The following is a 21,275-nucleotide window of genomic DNA, read 5'->3' on the forward strand; positions in this document are numbered from 1 at the left end:
CGGCGCACTACCAGATCACGAATTCGTACGGAATCGCAGGTCAGTGAACCGCTTAACCTCCTCCCGATGGGACAGACCACGTTCAATCGCCGTAGGGTGGTTGCCGTTAGATCATGCGGCGGTCGTGGCAGGGGGGCTGCGGCCCTGCCACGAAGCGGAAGGTCGCGCGTGATCACATTCGACGCTGTCACCAAACGCTACCCAGACGGAACGGTAGCCGTGGACCGCCTCAGCCTTGAGGCGCCCACGGGCGAGATCACCGTGTTCGTCGGCCCGTCGGGCTGCGGGAAGACGACGTCACTGCGGATGATCAACAGGATGATCGACGCCACCGAAGGGCGCATCCTGCTCGACGGGGAGCCGGTCCAGGACATCGACCCGCCGACGCTGCGGCGCGGCATCGGGTACGTGATCCAGCAGGCCGGCCTGTTCCCGCATCGCAAGATCCTGGACAACGTCGCCACCGTGCCCTACCTGCTCGGCTGGGACCGCAGGAAGGCCCGCGACAGGGCCATGGAGCTGCTGGAGCGCGTCGGGCTCGACCCGGGGCTGGCCGGCCGCTACCCCTTCCAGCTCTCCGGCGGGCAGCAGCAGCGGGTGGGCGTGGCCAGGGCGCTGGCCGCCGATCCGCCGGTGCTGCTGATGGACGAGCCGTTCAGCGCCGTCGACCCGGTGGTCCGCACCAGCCTCCAGGACGAGCTGCTGCGGCTGCAGTCGGAGCTGAACAAGACGATCGTGTTCGTCACCCACGACATCGACGAGGCCATCAAGCTCGGCGACCAGGTCGCGGTGCTGCGGGTGGGCGGGAAGCTGGCGCAGCTCGCCGCCCCGAAGACGCTGCTGTCGGAGCCGGCCGACGACTTCGTCCGCGAGTTCCTGGGCCGCGACCGGGGCATCCGGCGGCTGCAGTTCGTCTCCACCGAGGGGCTGCGGCTGCGCACCGACCTGCCCGCCCCCGAGGGCGCCGGCACGTTCGTGTTCGGCACCGACTCGCTGCGCACCGCGCTCGACGCGGCGCTGCTGTCGCCGTCGGGCACCGCGGTGGCCGTGGACGAGCGGGGCGAGGTGGTCGGCGTGGCCACGAGGGAGGCGCTGGACGAGGCGCTGGCGGAGGCCGCCCATGGGTGACGGCCCGCCCTCACTCTGGGAGTGGATCGCGCGCAATTGGGACACCGGGCGGGTCGGCAGCATCAGGGACCTGCTCGGCGACCACCTGCTCATGTCGCTGGTGCCGATCGTGCTGGGGCTCGCGCTGGCCCTGCCGCTGGGGCTGGCCAGCGTCCGATGGCGGTGGCTCTACCAGCCGACGGCCGGCATCTTCAACGTGATCTACGCGCTGCCGTCGCTGCCGCTGTTCATGCTGCTGATCTCGGTCACCGGGCTGTCACCGATCACCGTGATCGTCCCGCTGACCTTCTACGCCATGGCCGTGCTCATCCCGGCCGTGGTCGACGGCATCGGCTCGGTGCCTCCGCACGTCCGCCAGTCGGCGGTGGCCATGGGCTTCACGCCGCTGCGCCGGCTGGTGCAGATCGAGCTGCCCATCGCCGCGCCCGTGGTGATCGCCGGGCTGCGGGTCGTCGCGGTCTCCAGCATCAGCCTGGTGAGCGTGGGCGCGCTGATCGGTGAGGGCGGTCTCGGCATGCTGTTCACCCGGGCCTACCAGAACCCGTTCCTGCCGCCGGTCGTCGTCGGCATCGTGCTCATCGTGGCGCTGGCGCTCATCGCCGACGGGCTGCTGCTCCTGGCCCAGCGGCTGCTCACCCCGTGGGTGCGGGCGAGGGGGGCGTCGTGAACTGGCTGATCGACTTCTTCGGCGACCCCGCCCGGTGGACGGGCTTCGACGGCATCCCCGTACGGCTGCTCGAACACCTGGAGTTCTCGGCCCTGGCGCTCGCGCTGGCGATGCTGGTCGCGGTGCCGATCGGGCTGCTCATCGGCCACACCGGCCGGGGCGGGGTGCTCGTGGTCGTCTCGGCCAACCTGGCCAGGGCGCTGCCGACGCTCGGCCTGCTGGTGCTGTTCGTGCTGCTGCTCGGCACCGCGTCGATCTGGCCGGTGATCATCCCGCTGGTGCTGCTGGCCGTGCCGCCGATCCTGGTCAACACGTTCGAGGGCATCAGGGGAGTGGACCCCGAGCTGCGCGACGCGGCGTACGGGATGGGGCTGCGCGGCGGCCAGGTGCTCGGGCGGGTGCTGGTGCCGGTCGCGCTGCCGCTCATCCTCCTCGGGCTCAGGCTCTCGGCGATCCAGGTGGTCGCCACCACGACCGTCGCCGCCTACACGGGGCTGGGCGGTCTGGGCAGGTTCGTGATCGACGGGTTCGCGACGAAGGATTACGCGAGCGTCGTCGGGGGTTCAGTGTTGATTGTGCTGTTCGCGCTCGTGGTGCAGATCGCGTTCACCCTCGCGCAGAGGGTGACGGTCTCCCCGGGGGTGAGCCAACGACTGAAGACACGTTGATTTTTCGTACTACCTCCCGCAAGAAGGGGACATTTTAATGAGACGCATGTTCAGCACCGCGGCGGTCGTCCTGTCCGCGGCGCTCACCTTGACGGCCTGCGGTGGTGGCGGCGGCGGGGGCAACCCGCTCGACACCACGAGCGCGGCGCCCACGGGCTCCGCCACCGGCGGCGGCGGGGGGACCGTCGTGATCGGCTCCTTCGACTTCGACGAGAGCGTGCTGCTCGGCTCCATCTACGCCCAGGCGCTGGAGGCCAAGGGCGTGACGGTCGAGGAGAAGCCCCGCATCGGCAGCCGCGAGGTCGTCTACGACCAGGTCAAGAGCGGCGGCCTGACGCTGGTGCCCGAGTACAACGGCAACCTGCTGGCCTTCATCGACCAGCAGAACAAGGCCGCGACCACCGAAGAGGTCAACGCCGCGCTGAAGGAGAAGCTCCCCGCCGAGCTCGAAGTGCTCGAGTCCTCCCCGGCCGAGGACAAGGACACGCTGTCGATCAGCAAGGACACCCAGTCCAAGCAGTCCGTCAACACGATGGAAGACCTGGCCAAGGTGTCGAAGGACATGATCGTGGGCGGTCCGCCGGAGTTCAAGAAGCGCTGGGAGGCCCCCTTCAAGGAGGTCTACGGCATCGAGTTCAAGCAGTGGAAGCCCACCGGCCCGGCCACGGCCGACGCCATCAAGGACGGCTCCATCCAGGTCGGCAACGTGTTCTCCACCGACCCGAAGATCACCGCCAACAACCTGGTGCCGCTCCAGGACACCAAGAACATCTTCCCCGCCCAGAACGTGACCCCGCTCCTGAACAAGGCCGGAGCCACCGACACGGTGCGCACCACCCTCAACGCGATCTCCGCCAAGCTGACGACCGACTCGCTGCTGGACATGATGCAGAAGATCGCCGTCAACAAGGACGAGCCCGCCACGGTGGCCAAGGAATGGCTGAGCGCGAACGGCCTCGGCTGACCCGCCCGGCGGGGGCCTCTCCCCTGAGGCCCTCGCCGTGAGCGAGTTCACCGAGGCCATGGCCCAGCTCGCCGGCGGCGTCGCGGTCGTCACCGTCCGCGACGGCCGCGACGACCTGGGCGTGACGATCTCGGCGCTGCTGTCGGTCTCCCTGGCGCCGCCGCTCGTCCTGATCAGCCTGTCCAGCGGCGGCTACCTCAGCGAGGTGCTGTGCCGCCAGGACCGCTGGGCGTGCTCCCTGCTCTCCTCCGGCCAGGCCGCCATGGCCAGCCGCTTCGCCGCCCCCGGCCGGCCCAGCGCCCGCCACCTTGTCGCCGGCGCGCCCCACCACCGCGGACCGCACTCGGACGCCCTGGTGCTGGAGGACGGCGTCGCCGCCCTGGAGGCCGAGACCGTCCAGGTGGTGCCGGCGGGTGACCACACGCTCTTCATCGCCCAGGTCCTCGCCGTCTCGTACGTCACCCCGTCCCTGCACCCACTGGTCCGGCTGCGAGGGCGATACCGGCCCCTGGGCTGATCTTCCAGGTCCGGTTGCCCGTGGGTTCGACGCCGGATGCCTTGCCGCTCCTTGGCCACGGCTGCGGAACCCGCTCTGACGGGCGGCGCACTGCCGGGCCTGCGGAAACCGCCTCACGCTCGGGGGTGCAGGGGGCCGGAGGCCCCTTGCCAAGGGGGTCAGGGGGAGCTCGGCTCCCCCTGGAGACACGGCCCGAACCGGCCACGCGCGCAGCGCGCCCCCGGTGAGGACCTCGCCGTCAGCGGATGACGTACCAGCCCGGCAACGACAGCGGCCCCCCGGCGGGCAGTCCCAGCTCCGCCGACAGCCGCGCCAGCGGCCCCCAGGCGTCGAGCCGCACCCGGGTGAGCGCCGCCGCCCGGTCCTCGCTGGAGTCGGGCCCGCGCAGCCGCTCGAGCGGGTTGAGCCGGGGGTAGGTGCGTACGGGCGCGTCGTCGGCGAGCCCGGCCCGCTTCCTGGCCAGGGCCAGCGCGTCCTCCAGCCCGCCGAGCTCGTCGACGAGGCCGTTGTCGCGGGCGTCGCCGCCGGTCCAGACGCGGCCGCGGGCGAGTTCGTGGGCCCGTTCCCGGGTGAGGGAGCGGCCTTCGGCGACCTTGCCCACGAAGTCGTCGTAGATGCGGTCGAGCCAGGCGTTGACCCGTTCCCACTGCTCGGGGGAGAAGCCGCGCGAGGTGGAGAACATGCCGGCGTTGGCGCCTTCGGCGACCGTCTCGGAGGTGACGCCGATGCGTTCGAGCAGCTCCGACAGTACGGGCTTGCCGCCGGAGACGCCGATGGAGCCGGTGAGGGTGCCGGGCTGGGCGACGATGACGTCGGCGGCCATGGAGACGAAGTAGCCGCCGGACGCGGCGAGGTCGCCCATGGAGACGATGATCGGCTTGACCTTGCGGGTGAGCACGACCTCGCGCCAGACGGTGTCGGAGGCGACGTACGAGCCGCCGGGGCTGTCGACGCGGAACACGACGGCCTTGACGTGGTCGTCGCGCCGGGCGGCGCGCAGCGCGGCGCTGATCGTGTCGGAGCCCATGGCGCCGCTGCCGCCGAGCGGGCTGCGGCCGGAGCGGCCGGTGCGGATCTGGCCCATGCCGTGGATGAGCGCGATGCCGTCGGCGGTCGGGTTGGGCAGTTTGCGGACGGCGGCGCCCTTGGCGTAGCGGGAGACGTACAGGAGGTGGGCCTCGTCGCCGGCGGCGCGCTTGACCTCGTCGTACACCTCGTCGCGGTAGGCCAGGCCGTCGACCAGCCCGGCCTGGAGGGCTTCGGCGCCGATGAACGGGCCCTGGTCGAACAGCTCGCGCACCTTGGCGGGGTCGAGGCGGCGGCCGTCGGCGATGCCGGCGGTGAGCTGGCCGGTGACGGATTCGACGATCCGGCCGACCGACTCGCGGTGCGGCTCGGTCATGTGGTCGTGGGTGAAGGTGTTGGCGGCGGTCTTGTACTCGTGCCGCTGGCCCATCTCGTAGCCGACGCCGAGCTTGGTGAGCGCGCCCTTGACGAACCGTTGTTCCAGGGCGATGCCGGTGAGCCCGACGTCGCCGCTGGGCTGGAGGTAGACGCGTTCGAAGGCGCTGGCCAGGTAGTAGGGCACGGTGCCGCTGCCGAACTCGCCGAACGTCTCGCCGAAGGCCACGGTCAGCTTGCCGGAGGCGCGGAAGCGGACGACGGCCTGGCGCAGCTCCTGGACGGTGGCCAGGCCGAGCGGGTTGCCGCCGATCTTCACGATGAGGGCCTTGACGCGGGAGTCCTGCCGGGCGCGCTTGAGCCCGGCGAGCACGTCGGACAGGCGTGGCTTGCGCATGGACAGCACCGCGGCGAGGGGGTCCGCGGGCGGCCCCTCGATCACGCCTTCGGTGAGGTCCAGCTCCAGCACCAGGGGCGCGGTGCGCCGCTGACGGAGCTTGCCGACGGTTTCGCTGATCGCCTTGCCTGCGTCCATGAAAGCCACCCTAAGCGGCAGGAGCCGGGCGTGCGCTCACACTTGAGGTGTGCCGGTGGTGGCGGCCGCGGCGTCGACGCGGGCGGTGGTGTCGATGCGCAGGCCGGTGGTCTGGAGCCGTTGCAGCGCCTGGGCGGCGGTCAGGTTCGGGTACGCCTGCTTCAGCAGCGCGAAGCTGCCGGCGACGTGGGGCGCGGCCATGGACGTGCCGCTCATCAGCCCGTACGCGTCGTCGGGCACGGAGGCGGTGACGTCGGCGCCGGGGGCGAGCAGGTCGAGCAGCACTCCCCGGTTGGAGAAGGGCGCCATGCGGTCGGCGTCGTCGGTGGCGCCGACGGTGACGGCGGTGGAGACGCAGGCGGGGGAGGCGACGGCGTCGGTCCAGCCGTCGTTGCCGGCGGCGACGACGGGGGCCGCGCCGAGGGCCATGAGCTGGTCGAACTGCGGTTTGAGCTCGCCCGCGCCGGGGTCGGCGTCGCAGTGCCGCCGGTGCGGCCCGCCGCCGCCGAGGCTCATGTTGACGGCGGCCACGTTGCGTTCCTTGGCGACCCTGGCGACGTATTCGAGGGCGAGTTTCTGGTCGGAGGTGTAGCTCAGGAAGCACGGCACCCGGGTGGTGCCGCAGGCGACGGCGCTGTTGATGCGGGAGAAGACCTGGATGGGCAGGATGCCCGCTTCGGGGGCGACGCCGTTGGCGGGGGCGCCCGCGACGAGCTTGCCCGCGGCGATGCCGGCGACGTGGGTGCCGTGGTCGCACCGGTTGGCGCCGCCGTCCAGGCACTGGCGGGTCTCGGCGTCGGCGGCGCCGGGCCCGGTCTGGTTGGCCTGCCCGTTGGGGCAGAGGGAGACGGCCTGGCTCGCCGCGTCGGAGGTGGAGAAGCACGCCTCGTCCACGATCCGGCCGGCCAGGAACGGGTGGTCGCGGTCGATCCCGGTGTCGAGGACGGCGACGGTGGCGCCCTTGCCGGTCCAGCCGGCGGCGTGGGCCCGGTCGGCGCCGATCACCTTGGTGGTCTCGGCCAGGAACGGCTTGCTGAGCGCGTCCTCGTACACGGCCTTGACCCGGGCGTCCTTCCTGAGGAGGGCGAGCGCGTCGGCGTCGAGTTCGGCGACGAAGAACGTGGGCGACTCGGTGGACTCCAGCACCCGGGCGGAGGAGGAGCCCTTCTCGACGTCGCCGGCGACGGCGGTGACGCTCTGCCCGGGTTTGACCTCGACGATCGAGCGCACCTTCTGGTGCGTGTCGAGCTGGGCGATCAGCGCCGGGCTGATCACCGGGTCACCGGTGTCGGCCTGCCCGGCGGCCGTCGCGGCGAGCAAGGCCGAGGTCGTGGCCGCAGCCACCAGGAGCATTCGTCTCACGGCGGGACAGATGCCCGCACCTGGGGCGCGTGATGTCGGGGTTTCCCGAGTGATTAACGAGTCTTGAGGACGTTCGCGGCCGCCTTCTTGAGCGCGGTGCTCGTGGACTTCGCGGAGAGCCGCACCTTCTCGGAGGAGTTGAGGACCTTGGTGTTGTTCATCCCGTGCGCCCAGTTGAGCCAGCCGGTGAGCAGGGCGCTGTCGAGCCGCTGCTTGGCCGTCCTGCTCGCCTTGAGCACCCGGTACGCCTTGCCCAGCGACGACGCCTTGGTCAGCTCGGGGAAGACCTTGCTGGCCTTGTGCGCGAGCTTGAGGTAGCAGGTCAGGGTGGCGTCGTCGATCGAGCCGGTGCCCCGGTAGACCTCCACGGCCCACTGCTTGGTGGTCATCGGCTTGGCCGAGGTGCCGCGCGTGCAGACGGTCGCGGGCGCCTTCGGGGTGGCGGTGATCGTCACCGTGACCGTGACGGTCGGCAGCGGGACCGGCGTCGGGTCCGGGTCCACCGGGTCGGGCTGGGGCGTCGGGCCGCTGCCGGTCGGCTCCGGCTCGGGATCGGTGCCGGGGCCGGGGTCGGGCGAGTCGGGGTCACCCGGGCCGCCGGGGAGCGCCGGCGGGTTCTGGCTGATCTCAGGCTGCGGGGCCGCCCCGGCGAGCGCCGCCGCCAGGTCCAGGCGCGGCGTGCGCACCTGGACGCCGTTGGCCTGGTAGACGTACGGCCTGCCGGTCGTCTTGAGCTTGTCGATCAGCTCCGGCATGGGCGTCTGCGGCGAGGCGGCCTTCATCAGGGCCAGCGCCCCGGCGACGTGCGGGGTGGCCATCGAGGTGCCGCTGTAGACGGTCGTCTGGTTGCCCGGCACCGCCGACTCGATGTCCACGCCGGGCGCGAACAGGTCGAGCAGCGCGCCCCGGTTGGAGAAGTCGGCGATGGCGTCGCCGTCGTCGTTGGCGCCCACGGCGACGGCGGAGGTGATGCAGGCCGGGTAGGAGGCGCCCTCGAAGTACTCGTTGCCGGCGGCGACCACGGTCGCGATGCCCTTGGCCAGCAGCGCGTCGATCTTCGGCTTGAGGACCTGGCCTTCCTCGCTGGTGTCGCAGGAGGTCTCGGACGGCATGCCGCCCAGGCTGAGGTTGACGGCGGCGATCGGGGCGGTCAGCGACGCCACGTGGTCCATGGCCAGCCGCAGCGACGACTCGAAGGCCAGCAGGCAGACGGGCTCGCCGCACACGTCCATGTCCTCGACGCGGCTGAACACCTGGACGGCGATGATCCCGGCGCCGGGCGCGACGCCGCCGGTGCCGGCGGCGATGCCGGCCACGTGGGTGCCGTGGTCGCACAGGTTCACGCCGCCCGCCAGGCAGTTGGCGGTCGTGGCGTCGGCGGCGCGGGGGCCGGTCTGGCTGGTCTGGCCGTTCGGGCAGAGCGACTTGACGCCCTGGTCGACGGCGGAGAAGCAGGCCTCGGCGGTGATGCGGCCGGCGAAGGCCTGGTGGCCGGGGTCGATGCCGGTGTCCAGGACGACGACGTTCTGCCCGCTGCCGGTGAAGCCGGCGGCGTGCGCCTTGTCGGCGCCGATCTGGGGGAGGCTGGAGACGAGCGACGGCGGGTAGGCGCGGTCGCGGCGGATCGAGGTGACCTTGGGGTCCTCGGCGAGCGCGGCGAGCTCCTCGGCGGTGCCCTCGACGACCACGAACGGCTGGCGTTCGGGCTGCAGCAGCACCTCGGCGTTGCCGATCTCGGAGATCGGGGCGGGGATCGGCTGGGTGAGCTCGACGATGGCCCGCACGGTGCCGCCGTCGACGCCTAACCCTTCCTCGACCTTCTCCTCAGGGGTGCTCGGAGCGGGGCTGGGAGCGGGGCTGGGGGCGGCGGTCGGGACCGGTGCGGCCGTCGGATCGGCGGCGAGGGCGGGCGCCGCGGGCAGCAGCGCGAGCACGAGCGAGCACACGATCAGGGGGCGAAATCGCACCGGCGTCCTCCGAGAAGGGGATGATCTCGGAGTTTAGGGCGATTTATCCCCCAGATATAGGGCCGGAGCCCCTTTCTCACCAGACTTTCAGGCGGGCTTCGTCAACCAGACAGCTCCCAGCGGCGGCACCCGCAACGTCGTCGAGTAGGGCAGCCCATGACAGGGATCCTCGACAGCCTCGATCGCGCCCATGTTGCCGACGCCGCTGCCCCAGTACTCGTAGGCGTCGGTGTTGACCGCCTCCGTCCACTCCCCGCCGTACGGCAGGCCCAGCCGGTAGCTCTCGTGCGGCCCGCCGCTGAAGTTGACCACGCACGCCACCGCGGACCCGTCGGCCGCGTAGCGCAGGAACGAGAACGTGTTGCCCGGGGCGTCGTCGGCGTCGATCCACCGGAACCCGTCGGGCGTCGAGTCCTGCTCCCACAGCGCGGGCGTGTCGCGGTAGAGCCGGTTGAGGTCGCGCACCAGCCGCTGCACTCCCTGGTGCCCGTCGAACTCCAGCACCCACCAGTCGAGCCCGCGCTCCTCCGACCACTCCGAGCCCTGGCCGAACTCCCCGCCCATGAACAGCAGCTGCTTGCCCGGATGCGCCCACATGAACGCCAGCAGCGCCCGCAACTGCGCGAACCGCTGCCACTCGTCGCCGGGCATCTTGCCCATGAGCGAGCCCTTGCCGTGCACCACCTCGTCGTGCGAGAGCGGCAGCACGTAGTTCTCCGAATAGGCGTAGATCAGGGAGAACGTCATCTGGTGGTGGTGATACTGCCGGAAGACCGGCTCGTGCCGGAGATACTCCAGCGTGTCGTGCATCCAGCCCATGTTCCACTTGAAGCCGAACCCGAGCCCGCCCAGGTGCGCCGGCCGTGACACGCCCGGCCACGCGGTCGACTCCTCGGCCACGGTCGTGATGCCGGGCGCCTCCCGGTAGCAGACCGCGTTCATCTCCTTGATGAACTCGACGGCGTCCAGGTTCTCGCGCCCGCCGTAGACGTTCGGCGTCCACTCGCCCTCGCGCCGCGAGTAGTCCAGGTAGAGCATCGAGGCCACGGCGTCCACCCGCAGCCCGTCGATGTGGAACTCCTTCAGCCAGTAGAGGGCGTTGGCCACGAGGAAGTTGCGCACCTCCCTGCGGCCGAAGTCGAACACGTACGTGCCCCAGTCGGGGTGCTCGCCCCTGGCCGGGTCGGCGTGCTCGTACAGCGGCGTGCCGTCGAAGCGGGCCAGCGCCCAGTCGTCCATCGGGAAGTGCGCGGGCACCCAGTCGAGCAGCACGCCGATGCCGCGCTGGTGCATCCGGTCGACGAACCTGCGGAACTCGTCGGGCGTGCCGAAGCGGGCCGTCGGCGCGTAGTAGGAGGTCACCTGGTAGCCCCAGGAGCCGCCGAACGGGTGCTCGGCCACCGGCAGCAGCTCCACGTGGGTGAAGCCCATGTCGGCCACGTACTCGGAGAGCTGGTCGGCCAGCTCCAGGTAGGACAGGCCGGGCCGCCACGAGCCCAGGTGGACCTCGTAGATGCTCATCGGGCCGCTGCGCGCCTGCTTGTCGCCGCGCGCGGCCATCCAGGCGTCGTCCTCCCAGGTGTAGAGCGACTCCTCGACGACAGAGGCGGTCTGCGGCGGCACCTCGGTGCGGCGGGCCATCGGGTCGGCCTTGTCGCGCCACACGCCGTCGGCGCCCAGGATCTGGTACTTGTACCGTTCGCCCGCTTCCAGGCCGGGGATGAACAGCTCCCACACGCCCGAACGGCCCAGCGAGCGCATCGGGTAGGCGGTGCCGTCCCAGTGGTTGAAGTCGCCGACGACGCGGATACCGCGCGCGTTGGGGGCCCACACGGCGAACGCGGTGCCGCGTACGTCCTGGTGCTCCATCACGCGCGCGCCGAGCACCTCCCACAGCCGCTCGTGGCGTCCCTCGCCGATCAGGTGCAGGTCCACCTCGCCCAGCGTCGGCCAGTGGCGGTACGGGTCGCGCGTCTCGTGCGGGTCGTGACCCGGGTACTGGACGCTCAGCGTGTAGGCGGGCACCTTGTCCAGCCCCTGGACCGTGGTCTCGAACACGCCGTGGGCCTGGTGTTTCAGGTCGTGGGCCGTGCCGTCGTCCAGCACCACCCTGACCCGTTCGGCCAGCGGGCGCAGCGCCCGGAACGTGACCCCGCCCGGAACCGGGTGCGCGCCCAGCACCGAGTGCGGATCATGGTGCGCCCCGCCCGCGAGGCGGTCGAGCTCTGTCCTCATCGGCATGCTCCCAACCCTGCCCTACGACGACCGTCCAACCCAGCCACTGCCCGCTTTCACCGAGACAATCACCGAAAGTGCGGAATCTTGGGTTTATCCGGGAGAACTTGACCTCAAGCGCAATTGAGTTCTTAACGTTCCATGCATGAACATAGAACGTGCCGGCCGGCGGGAGTGGATCGGACTCGGCGTCCTCATCCTGCCGACCCTGTTGCTGTCCATTGACGTGAGCGTGCTCCACCTGGCCGCCCCGGCCCTGAGCGAGGACCTGCGCCCGACCGGCGCGCAACTGTTGTGGATCAATGACATCTACGGGTTCCTCATAGCCGGGTTCCTGATCACGATGGGCACGATCGGCGACCGCATCGGCCGCCGGAAGCTGCTGCTGATCGGCGCGGGCGCGTTCGCCGTGGCCTCCGCGCTGGCCGCCTACGCGCCGAGCGCCGAGGTGCTCATCGCCGCGCGGGCGCTGCTCGGCGTCGCCGGGGCCACGCTGATGCCGTCCACGCTGTCGCTGATCCGGAACATGTTCCACGACCCGGCCCAGCGGACCACCGCGATCAGCTTCTGGATGATCGGGTTCAGCGGCGGCATGGTGATCGGGCCGCTGGTCGGCGGCGCGCTGCTGGAGAACTTCTGGTGGGGGTCGGCGTTCCTGCTGGGCGTGCCGGTGATGGCCGTGCTGCTCGTGGCCGGGCCGCTGCTGCTGCCCGAGTACCGCGCCCCCGACCCGGGCCGGCTCGACCTGGTGAGCGTCGTGCTGTCGGTCGTGGCCGCCCTGGCCGCCACCTACGGCGTCAAGGAACTGGCCGCCGGTGAGCCGGGCCCGCTCGCGATCCTCGCCCTCGCCGTCGGCCTGGCGCTGGCCGTGGTCTTCATCCGGCGGCAGCGCACGATCCCCGCGCCGCTGCTGGACCTCAAGCTGTTCGCCGACCGCCGCTTCAGCGGCTCGCTGGCCAGCCTCATGCTCGTCATCCTGGTCGGCCCCGGCCTGGGCCTGCTCGCCGGCCAGTACATGCAGCTCGTCCTCGGGCTCTCGCCGCTGGAGGCCGGGCTGTGGACGCTGCCGTCCACGCTGGCGGTCGTCGCGGGCTTCGTGGCCGCGCCGCCGCTGGCGCGCCGCATCAGGCCCGGGTACGTGGCCGCCGCCGGGCTCGTGCTGGGCGCGGGCGGCCTGCTCCTGCTCACCCAGCCGGGTCTCGCGCCGCTGGTGACCGGGCAGACGCTGTTCTTCCTCGGCGCGTCGCCGCTGCTCGTGCTCGGCACCGACATGGTCGTCGGCTCCGCCCCGCCGGAGCGGTCGGGCTCGGCGGCGGCCCTGTCGGAGACGGCCCAGGAGTTCGGCGGCGCGCTCGGCCTGGCGATCTTCGGCAGCATCGCGGCGGCCGTCTACACCGCGCGGCTCACCGTGCCGGACGGGGTGTCGCCGGAGGCGGCCGAGGCGGCCGGTGACACCCTCGGCGGCGCGATCGCCGTCGCGTCCGGCCAGCCCGGTCCCGTCGCCGCCGCCCTCGCCGACGCGGCCAGGGAGGCGTTCGGCTCGGGACTGGCGGTCGCGGCGGGCGCGGGAGCCGCCGTCGTCCTCGCGGCGGCGATCATGGCGGCCACCGCGCTCCGCCACGTGCCCGCCCTCAGCGCCGACACTCCCGCCCCGGCCCACGACTGACCGGCCGCGCGGCCCGGTCAGTGGCGGAAGGCCGCCAGCGGGATGGAGATCCAGGCGGGGCGGTTGCGGGCCTCGTAGACGACCTCGTAGACGGCCTTCGACAGCTCGAAGGCCCGCAGCAGGGCGGCGTCGCCGGGCGTGATGAGGCCGCCGCCCTGGAGGTAGCCGTCGAGGAACGCCGACCGGTTGCGGGCGGACCACTCCTCGGCCTTGGGCTCCAGCCTCTCGGCCTCGGAGTGCCCGGCGAGCAGGTGGCGGGCGGCGTAGTCGAAGGAGCGCAGCATCCCGGCCACGTCGCGCAGCGGCGAGGACAGGGCGCGGCGCTCGGCCAGTGGCTGGCCGGGCTCGCCCTCGAAGTCGAGCACCACCCAGTCGGTGGTGGTGCGCATCACCTGGCCGAGGTGGTAGTCGCCGTGCACCCGCTGCACGGGCACCTCGGTGGTCAGCTCCTCGACCTGGTGGTAGGCGGCCTCCAGCACGCCGACGTACGGGCGCAGCTCGGGCACCTCGGCGACCGCCCGGCCGAGCCTGCGCCTGAAGCCCTCGGCCATCCGCTTGACCTCGTGCATCTCGACCACGCCGGTGGGGAAGGCGGCGGCCAGCTCGCGGTGGACGGCGGCGGTGGCCGCGCCGAGCCTGGTCGCCTCGGCCGCGAAGTCGCCGCCCGCGTCGGCGGCCGACATCCCCGACAGCGAGTTGTACAGGTCGCGCACGCTGGTCAGCGCCAGGTCCCAGCCGTCGGTGGAGTTCGACAGGAACTCCTGCATGATGGCCAGCGTGGTGGGCGTGCCGTCCAGGTCGGTCTCGATCCACCCGTACGGCTGGGCGACGTGCGGCGCGCCGCGCTCGGCCAGCGCGGTGACGACCTCCAGCTCGGGGTTCACGCCGGGGATGAGCCGCCGAAACAGCTTGCAGATGTACGCGTCGCCGAAGACCAGCGAGGTGTTGGACTGCTCGGCCCCCAGCACGAGGCTGCGCGGCGAGGTGTCGATCTCGACGCCGGGCAGGTGGCGGAACCGCACGCCGTCCTGGCCCGTGCCGCCCGCCATCGACTCCAGCATCCAGTGGGTCAGCTCGTTGTCGTGGACCGCGTCGTAGGCCGACCATTCGGCGCCGCCCGTCGCGTACGGGCCGATGAGGGCGTGGTTGAGCGTGTCGGGCAGCTCGGTGCGCAGCCCGAGCAGGAGCTGGTAGCGCTCGCGGGAGCCGTCCTGCCACACGGAGACGATCAGGTGGCGCAGGCTGGGGTCGCCGGACTGGATGACGACGTCCGACTCGATCGACAGGGAGTCGATCGGGCGCCCCTTGCCACCGAACCAGCGCTGTCTGCTGATCCATGCGGCAAGGAGCTCATCCAGCACGTCTTACTCCTCCTGGGTGATGGCCGGCGGGAGGGTGAACCAGTAGAACCCATGCCCAGGAAGCGTCAAAAGATACGGAAGTTCGCCAATTGCCGGGAATGGCACCCCGCCCATCGTCTCCACCGGGGAGACGCCGACGAATCTGCGCAGGTCCAGCTCCACCGGCTGCGGGAAGCGGGACAGGTTGTTCACGCAGAGCATGCGGTCGTCGCCCAGCTCGCGGACGAACGCCAGCACGCTCGGGTTGGAGGAGTTGAGCTCGGCGAACTCGCCCAGGCCGAAGACCGGGTGGCGCTTGCGGATCTCGATCATGCGCCGGGTCCAGTGCAGCAGCGAGCCCGCGTTCTTCTGCTGCGCCTCGACGTTGAGCCCCTGGTAGCCGTAGATCGGGTCCATGATGACCGGCAGGTAGAGGCGGCCGGGGTCGCAGTCGGAGAAGCCCGCGTTGCGGTCGGGGTCCCACTGCATGGGCGTGCGGACGCCGTCGCGGTCGCCCAGCCAGATGTTGTCGCCCATGCCGATCTCGTCGCCGTAGTAGAGGACGGGTGAGCCGGGCAGCGACAGGAGCAGGGCGGTGAACAGCTCGATCTGGTTGCGGTCGTTCTCCAGCAGCGGCGCCAGGCGGCGGCGGATGCCGACGTTGGCGCGCATGCGCGGGTCCTTGGCGTACTCGGCGTACATGTAGTCGCGTTCCTCGTCGGTCACCATCTCGAGGGTCAGCTCGTCATGGTTCCGCAGGAAGATCCCCCACTGGCAGTTCTCCGGGATCTTCGGCGTCTGGGCCAGAATCTCGGAGATGGGATAGCGGGACTCGCGGCGCACGGCCATGAAGATGCGCGGCATCAGCGGGAAGTGGAAGGCCATGTGGCACTCGTCGCCGCCGCCGACCGGGTCGCCGAAGTACTCGACCACGTCCGACGGCCACTGGTTGGCCTCGGCCAGCAGCACCCGGTCCGGGTAGAGCCGGTCCACCTCGGCGCGCACCCGCTTGAGGTATTCGTGCGTGCGCGGCAGGTTCTCGCAGTTGGTGCCCTCCTCCTCGAACAGGTAGGGCACCGCGTCCAGGCGGAAGCCGTCGATGCCCAGGTCGAGCCAGAAGCGCAGCACCTCCAGCATCGCGTCCTGCACGTCCGGGTTCTCGTAGTTGAGGTCCGGCTGGTGGTGGAAGAAGCGGTGCCAGTAGTACTGGCCGCGCACCGGGTCGTAGGTCCAGTTGGAGGTCTCGGTGTCGATGAAGATGATGCGGGCGTCGGAGTAGGCGCTGTCGGAGTCCGACCAGACGTAGAAGTCGCCGAACGGGCCCTCCGGGTCGTGGCGGGAAGCCTGGAACCAGGGATGGGCGTCGCTGGTGTGGTTCATCACGAGGTCCGCGATGACCCGCATGCCGCGTTTGTGCGCCTCGTCGACCAGTTTCACGAAGTCTCCCAGATCCCCGAACTCGGGCAGGATCTTCATGAAGTCGGCGATGTCATAACCGCCGTCGCGCAGCGGCGACTCGTACAGCGGCAACAGCCACAGGCAGTCGACGCCGAGCCACTGGAGATAGTCGAGCTTGCCGATCAGGCCCTTGATGTCGCCGGTGCCGTCGCCGTTGGAATCGGCGAAACCCCTGATCAGCACCTCATAGAACACCGCGCGCTTGTACCATTGCGGATCGCGCGGCTTCTCCTCGTCGAAGGAGTTGGGAATGGGTGTGGAGCTCATGAGCGACCCCCAGGGTTGCTCATGAGGGAGGCGCTTTCACACACGTTGAAGACTCCCCGCTGAATTCAGTTCTACCGTGGCGAGGCCCGTACGGTCAGAATGTGGGCTGGCTGGATGTGAGGGTCGAGGCGCACGTAGTTGCGCTGCCGCCAGCGGTACGACTCGCCCGACAGGTCGTCGTCGACGACGAACTCGGCGTTCCAGTCGAGACCGATCGCGGGCAGGTCGAGTTCGACCGTGGCCTCATGGGTGTGGTGCGGATCCAGATTGATCACCGCCAGAACGACGTCGCCCAGCCCGTGCCTTCGTGTGGCCGTGTCATAGGCGCCCGGGAGTCGTTTGGAAAAGCAGATGATGTCCGGTTGGTCGACCATGTGGAACCGTAGATTACGCAATTCCTGGAGCGCCGGATGGGCTCTTCGGAACAAATTCAGCTGTGTGATGAAAGGCGCAAGACTGCGGCCCTCGCGTTCGGCCGTGGCCCAGTCGCGCGGCCTGTACTGATATTTCTCACTATCCAGGTATTCCTCGCTGCCGGGGCGTACTGGGACATTTTCCGTGAGTTCGTACCCCGAATAGACGCCCCACGTCGGCGAGGCCAGCGCGGCGAGCACGGCCCGGATCTTGAACGCCGGCAGCCCGCCGTGCTGCAGGTACTCGTGCAGGATGTCCGGCGTGTTGACGAACAGGTTGGGCCGCAGGAAGCGCGAGGTCTGGTGGGCCAGCTCCGACAGGTAGGACTCGACGTCGGACTTGGAGTTCTTCCACGTGTAGTACGTGTAGGACTGGTGGAAGCCGACCTTGGCCAGCGTCTGCAGCATCGCCGGCCGGGTGAACGCCTCGGCCAGGAAGAGCACGTCGGGGTCCGTGGCGTGCACGTCGGCCATCAGCCGCTCCCAGAACGCCACCGGCTTGGTGTGCGGGTTGTCCACCCGGAAGATCCGCACGCCGTGGTCCATCCAGTGCCGCAGCACCCGCTTGACCTCGGCGTAGATGCCCTCGGGGTCCTTGTCGAAGTTCAGCGGGTAGATGTCCTGGTACTTCTTCGGCGGGTTCTCGGCGTAGGCGATCGTCCCGTCCGCCCGGATCGTGAACCACTCGGGGTGCTCCTTGACCCACGGGTGGTCCGGGGAGCACTGCAGGGCGAAGTCGAGCGCGATCTCCATGCCCAGCTCGCGGGCCTTGGCGACGAACGCGTCGAAATCGCCGATGGTGCCCAGATCAGGGTGGATCGCGTCGTGGCCGCCGTCCTCCGAGCCGATCGCCCACGGCGAGCCGGGCTCGTCGGGCTCCGGGCTGAGCGTGTTGTTGCGGCCCTTGCGGAACGTGTGGCCGATCGGGTGGATCGGCGGCAGGTAGACGACGTCGAAGCCCATCTTGGCGATGGCGGGCAGGCGCTTGGCGGCAGTCTGGAAATTTCCGGACTTGGTGATGCCGGAGTCGCTCACCACGGCGCCCTCGGAGCGCGGGAAGAACTCGTACCAGGACCCGTACAGCGCCCGGCGCCGGTCCACCCTGATCCGGTGCTGCTTCGCCCTGGTCACCAGGTCGCGCAGCGGGTGGGCGGCCAGCAGCGCGGCCGTCTCCGGCAACTGCGCGATCGACAGCCGGGCCCGCGGGTCCAGCTCCTCGTTGCGCAGCGTCGAGGCGATCGCGAGCAGCGCGGCCCGGTGCCCACAGGCCCCGTCGCCGTTGCCCCCGTTGCTCCCGTTGCCGCCGTTGGCCCCGTTGCGGCCGTTGGCGCCCCCGTTCCCGGCGGTGGCCCCCGCGGTGGTTCCTGCAATGGTCCCCGCAGTGGTTCCCGGGGCGGCTGTGCCGGTCGTGCGGGCCTGGACCGCCGGGTGGCCCGTCCCGTTCGGCCCCGGGCAGTCGGCCTGGCGCACCGCCCTGGCGGCGCGCTCGAAGAGCCGGGCGCCCTCCTCGCACATCAGGTCGGTGTCCATGCCACGCGGGATCTTGATCTCCGCGTCGTGCAGCCAGGTGGCGATGGGATCGCTCCACGCCTCCACGCGGAACAGCCACTCGCCCTCGGCGGGCAGGCAGACGTCGGCCGCCCACCGGTCGGTGCCCGGGGCGAGCTCGCGCATCCGTCTCAGCCGCTCGCGGCGGCCGTCGGGCGAGGTGAGCACCACCCCGGCGGCCACGGCGTCATGGCCTTCCCTGAAGACGGTCGCCGAGACCTCGAAGGTCTCGCCGGCGACCGCCTTGGCGGGCCACTGCCCGCAGTCGACGACGGGGGAGATGTCCGTGATGGGAATTCGTCCGATCATCGCATTCAAAGGTTGCGACGGCACACTCGGTACCGCCGGAGGCTTTCCGTGGCAGGAACGATCCTTGCATGTGAATTGCGGGCAGCAGTGGATAGAACCCCCGAGTGTCCCCGGGAGAACTGACATTGGAAGAAGTTGCCCCAATAGTCCCTCTTCATGCTTCCTCCTGGAAGGGGTTTGAAGTTCCTCCCTCCCGGTGAAGGACTCAGAGGTCCCTCCTAGCCCATAGGGTTCGAAATTGTGAGAGCTATCCGCCGGTTCACCGTCCGGACCGTCCTGCCCGCGGAGCTGGCCGCACTCGGCGAGCTCGTCCACAACCTGCGCTGGTCGTGGCACCCGGAGACGATGGACCTCTTCGCCGAGGTCGACGCCGCACTCTGGGAGCAGGTCGGCCACGATCCCGTCGCGCTGCTGGGCGCCGTCGGCCACGAACGGCTGGCCGAGCTGGCCGCCGACCGCCGCTTCCAGCGCCGGCTCGCCGACGCCGCCGACGACCTGCGCGAATACATGACCGCGCCCCGCTGGTACCAGACCCTGCCCGACGCCGCGCGGGCGATCGCCTACTTCTCGCCTGAATACGGGATCGCCGCCGCCCTGCCGCAGTACTCCGGCGGCCTCGGCATCCTGGCCGGCGACCACCTGAAGGCGGCCAGCGACCTCGGCGTGCCGATCCTGGCCGTCGGGCTGCTCTACCGCCACGGCTACTTCACCCAGTCGCTCTCGCCCGAGGGCTGGCAGCTGGAGCACTACCCGTCGCTCGACGCGGGCGGGCTGCCGCTGAGTCAGCTCAAGGAGGCCGACGGCACGCCGGTCAAGGTCCGCGTCGGCCTGCCCGCCGGCCGGGTGCTGCACGCGCAGGTGTGGGTGGCGCAGGTCGGCCGGGTGCCGCTGCTGCTGCTCGACTCCGACGTGGCCGAGAACGACAGCGCCGCCCGCGACATCACCGACCGCCTCTACGGCGGCGGCACCGACCACCGCCTGATGCAGGAGCTGCTGCTGGGCGTGGGCGGCGTGCGGGCCATCCGCGCCTACTGCCGCATCACCGGGCACCCCGACCCCGAGGTCTTCCACACCAACGAGGGCCACGCCGGCTTCCTCGGCGTGGAGCGCATTCGCGAGCTGACCGAGGCGCGGCTCTCGTTCGACGAGGCGCTGGAGGCCGTACGGGCCGGCACGGTGTTCACCACGCACACGCCGGTCCCGGCGGGCATCGACCGGTTCCCCGTCGACATGATCGCCCGCCACTTCGGCGGCGACAACGCCTGGCCGACCGTGCCCGTCGAGCGCATCCTGGCGCTCGGCGCCGAGGCCGACCCGAGCCGGTTCAACATGGCCGTCATGGGCATGCGGCTGGCCCAGCGCGTCAACGGCGTCTCCGAGCTGCACGGCGAGGTCAGCCGGGAGATGTTCAAGAACCTGTGGCCCGGCTTCGACGTCGACGAGGTGCCGATCGGCTCGATCACCAACGGCGTGCACGCGCCGACCTGGGTGGGCCGCGAGTTCATGGAGCTGGCCGGGCGCGAGCTGCCGTCGCTGCTGGAGCGGGCGCGCGGCTGGGAGGGCGTGCAGAAGATCTCCGACGCGGAGATCTGGCACATCCGGGGCACGCTGCGCCGCCGCCTGGTCGAAGGGGCCAGGGAGCGGCTGCGCGCCTCGTGGCGCGACCGCGGCGCCTCGCCTGCCGAGCTCGGCTGGATCGACGACGTGCTCGACCCCGACGTGCTGACGATCGGGTTCGCCCGCCGGGTGCCGTCCTACAAGCGGCTCACGCTCATGCTGCGCGACGCCGAACGGCTCACCGAGCTGCTGCTCCACCCCGACAAGCCGGTGCAGATCGTGATCGCCGGCAAGGCGCACCCGGCCGACGAGGGCGGCAAGAAGCTGATCCAGCAGATCGTCAAGTTCGCCGACCGGCCCGAGGTGCGCCACCGCATCGTGTTCCTGCCGGACTACGACATGGCGCTGGGCCAGCTGCTGACCCAGGGCTGCGACGTGTGGCTCAACAACCCGCTGCGCCCGCTGGAGGCGTCCGGCACGTCCGGCATGAAGTCTGCGCTCAACGGCGGCCTCAACCTGTCCATCCGCGACGGCTGGTGGGACGAGTGGTACGACGGCACCAACGGCTGGGCGATCCCCACGGCCGACGGCGTCAGCGACCCCGACCGGCGCGACGAGCTGGAGGCGGCGGCCCTCTACGACCTGATCGAGCACGAGGTGTCCGACCGGTTCTACGACCGGGCGGGCGACGGGCTGCCACGCCGGTGGATGGAGATGGTCAAGCACACGCTGACCTCGCTCGGCCCCAAGGTGCTCGCCGGGCGGATGCTGCGCGACTACGTGGTCGACCTCTACACCCCGGCCGCGCGGGCCGCCCGCGAGCTGTCCGCCGATCACTACGCGCCGGCCAAGGCGTTCGCGGCCTGGCGGCTCAAGGTGACCAAGGGCTGGCCCGGCGTGCGGGTGGAGCACGTGGAGGCGTCCGGCGTGGGTGACACGCCGGAGGTCGGCGCGTCGCTGGAGCTGCGCGCCACGGTCGCGCTGGGCGACCTGGAGCCGGGCGACGTCCGCGTGGAGGCCGCCTACGGCCGGGTCGGCCCGCACGACGAGCTGCTGCACCCCGCCTACCTGGCGCTTTCCGCCGACGGCGTCGACGACGACGGCCGCGCCCACTACACCGGCGTGGTCCCGCTCGACCGCACCGGCGCGTTCGGCTACACGGTGCGCGTCGTGCCCCACCACCCGCTGGTGGCCGCCAGCGCGGAGCTGGGGCTGGTCGCCGTTCCGGAGGAGCCCGCCGGGATGACCAACGGGACGTTGCGGTAGGGCGGCT

The 21,275-nt window shown here is 71.0% G+C and carries 14 protein-coding genes; 7 read left to right on the forward strand and 7 right to left on the reverse strand.

The features are described from left to right. Window positions 1–168: 168 nt before the first annotated feature. The 5 genes from AB0G11_RS31820 to AB0G11_RS31840 are packed head-to-tail and all read left to right on the forward strand — an operon-like array spanning window position 169 to window position 3,944. Entirely contained in the window at window positions 169–1,128 is a 960-nt protein-coding gene (locus AB0G11_RS31820; RefSeq protein ID WP_219500982.1) for an ABC transporter ATP-binding protein, read from the forward strand. Further along, complete coding sequence (locus AB0G11_RS31825; protein WP_219500984.1) at window positions 1,121–1,795, forward strand: ABC transporter permease subunit; 675 nt, start codon at window positions 1,121–1,123, stop codon at window positions 1,793–1,795. Before AB0G11_RS31820 ends, AB0G11_RS31825 begins: the two co-directional genes overlap by 8 nt. Next, window positions 1,792–2,463, forward strand: a complete 672-nt coding sequence (locus AB0G11_RS31830) for an ABC transporter permease subunit (RefSeq protein ID WP_219500985.1) — start codon at window positions 1,792–1,794, stop codon at window positions 2,461–2,463. Before AB0G11_RS31825 ends, AB0G11_RS31830 begins: the two co-directional genes overlap by 4 nt. Before the next feature lie 46 nt (window positions 2,464–2,509). Beyond that, window positions 2,510–3,427, forward strand: coding sequence for an ABC transporter substrate-binding protein (locus tag AB0G11_RS31835; RefSeq protein ID WP_357590302.1), 918 nt, complete (start codon window positions 2,510–2,512; stop codon window positions 3,425–3,427). Window positions 3,428–3,464: 37 nt separating this feature from the next. After that, a complete protein-coding gene (locus tag AB0G11_RS31840; protein WP_308125622.1) occupies window positions 3,465–3,944 on the forward strand; it encodes a flavin reductase family protein in 480 nt (159 codons plus the stop codon). Window positions 3,945–4,182: 238 nt separating this feature from the next. On the opposite strand, the gene sppA is transcribed toward AB0G11_RS31840, so the two are convergent. The 4 genes from sppA to glgB all read right to left on the reverse strand — a co-directional run bounded on the left by sppA (window position 4,183) and on the right by glgB (window position 11,444). Further along, entirely contained in the window at window positions 4,183–5,880 is a 1,698-nt protein-coding gene (sppA, locus tag AB0G11_RS31845) for a signal peptide peptidase SppA (protein WP_357590304.1), read from the reverse strand. A gap of 36 nt (window positions 5,881–5,916) precedes the next feature. Continuing rightward, the gene (locus AB0G11_RS31850; protein WP_357590338.1) at window positions 5,917–7,233 is read right to left on the reverse strand and encodes a S8 family serine peptidase; all 1,317 of its coding nucleotides are present in this window, start codon (window positions 7,231–7,233) and stop codon (window positions 5,917–5,919) included. A 62-nt stretch (window positions 7,234–7,295) separates the two neighbouring features. After that, window positions 7,296–9,209, reverse strand: coding sequence for a S8 family serine peptidase (locus tag AB0G11_RS31855; RefSeq protein ID WP_357590306.1), 1,914 nt, complete (start codon window positions 9,207–9,209; stop codon window positions 7,296–7,298). 87 nt (window positions 9,210–9,296) lie between these two features. Then, a complete protein-coding gene (glgB, locus tag AB0G11_RS31860) occupies window positions 9,297–11,444 on the reverse strand; it encodes a 1,4-alpha-glucan branching protein GlgB (RefSeq protein WP_357590340.1) in 2,148 nt (715 codons plus the stop codon). 145 nt (window positions 11,445–11,589) lie between these two features. Here glgB and AB0G11_RS31865 point away from each other — a divergent pair, with 145 nt between their 5' ends. After that, entirely contained in the window at window positions 11,590–13,110 is a 1,521-nt protein-coding gene (locus tag AB0G11_RS31865) for an MFS transporter (protein WP_357590308.1), read from the forward strand. Window positions 13,111–13,127: 17 nt separating this feature from the next. Here AB0G11_RS31865 and AB0G11_RS31870 read toward each other — a convergent pair whose 3' ends face one another. The 3 genes from AB0G11_RS31870 to AB0G11_RS31880 form a co-directional block, all read right to left on the reverse strand. Next, a complete protein-coding gene (locus AB0G11_RS31870) occupies window positions 13,128–14,471 on the reverse strand; it encodes a phosphotransferase (RefSeq protein WP_219501000.1) in 1,344 nt (447 codons plus the stop codon). Window positions 14,472–14,474: 3 nt separating this feature from the next. Next, window positions 14,475–16,175, reverse strand: coding sequence for a maltose alpha-D-glucosyltransferase (gene treS / locus AB0G11_RS31875; protein WP_219501002.1), 1,701 nt, complete (start codon window positions 16,173–16,175; stop codon window positions 14,475–14,477). A 71-nt stretch (window positions 16,176–16,246) separates the two neighbouring features. Beyond that, window positions 16,247–18,445: an alpha-1,4-glucan--maltose-1-phosphate maltosyltransferase gene (locus AB0G11_RS31880; protein WP_219501004.1), complete on the reverse strand. Its 2,199-nt coding sequence runs from the start codon at window positions 18,443–18,445 to the stop codon at window positions 16,247–16,249. 240 nt (window positions 18,446–18,685) lie between these two features. Between AB0G11_RS31880 and glgP the strand changes: the two genes are divergently transcribed. Beyond that, a complete protein-coding gene (glgP, locus tag AB0G11_RS31885; RefSeq protein ID WP_219501007.1) occupies window positions 18,686–21,268 on the forward strand; it encodes an alpha-glucan family phosphorylase in 2,583 nt (860 codons plus the stop codon). Window positions 21,269–21,275 lie beyond the last annotated feature (7 nt).

This window comes from Nonomuraea sp. NPDC023979 (genome assembly GCF_040639085.1).
GTDB lineage: Bacteria > Actinomycetota > Actinomycetes > Streptosporangiales > Streptosporangiaceae > Nonomuraea > Nonomuraea ceibae.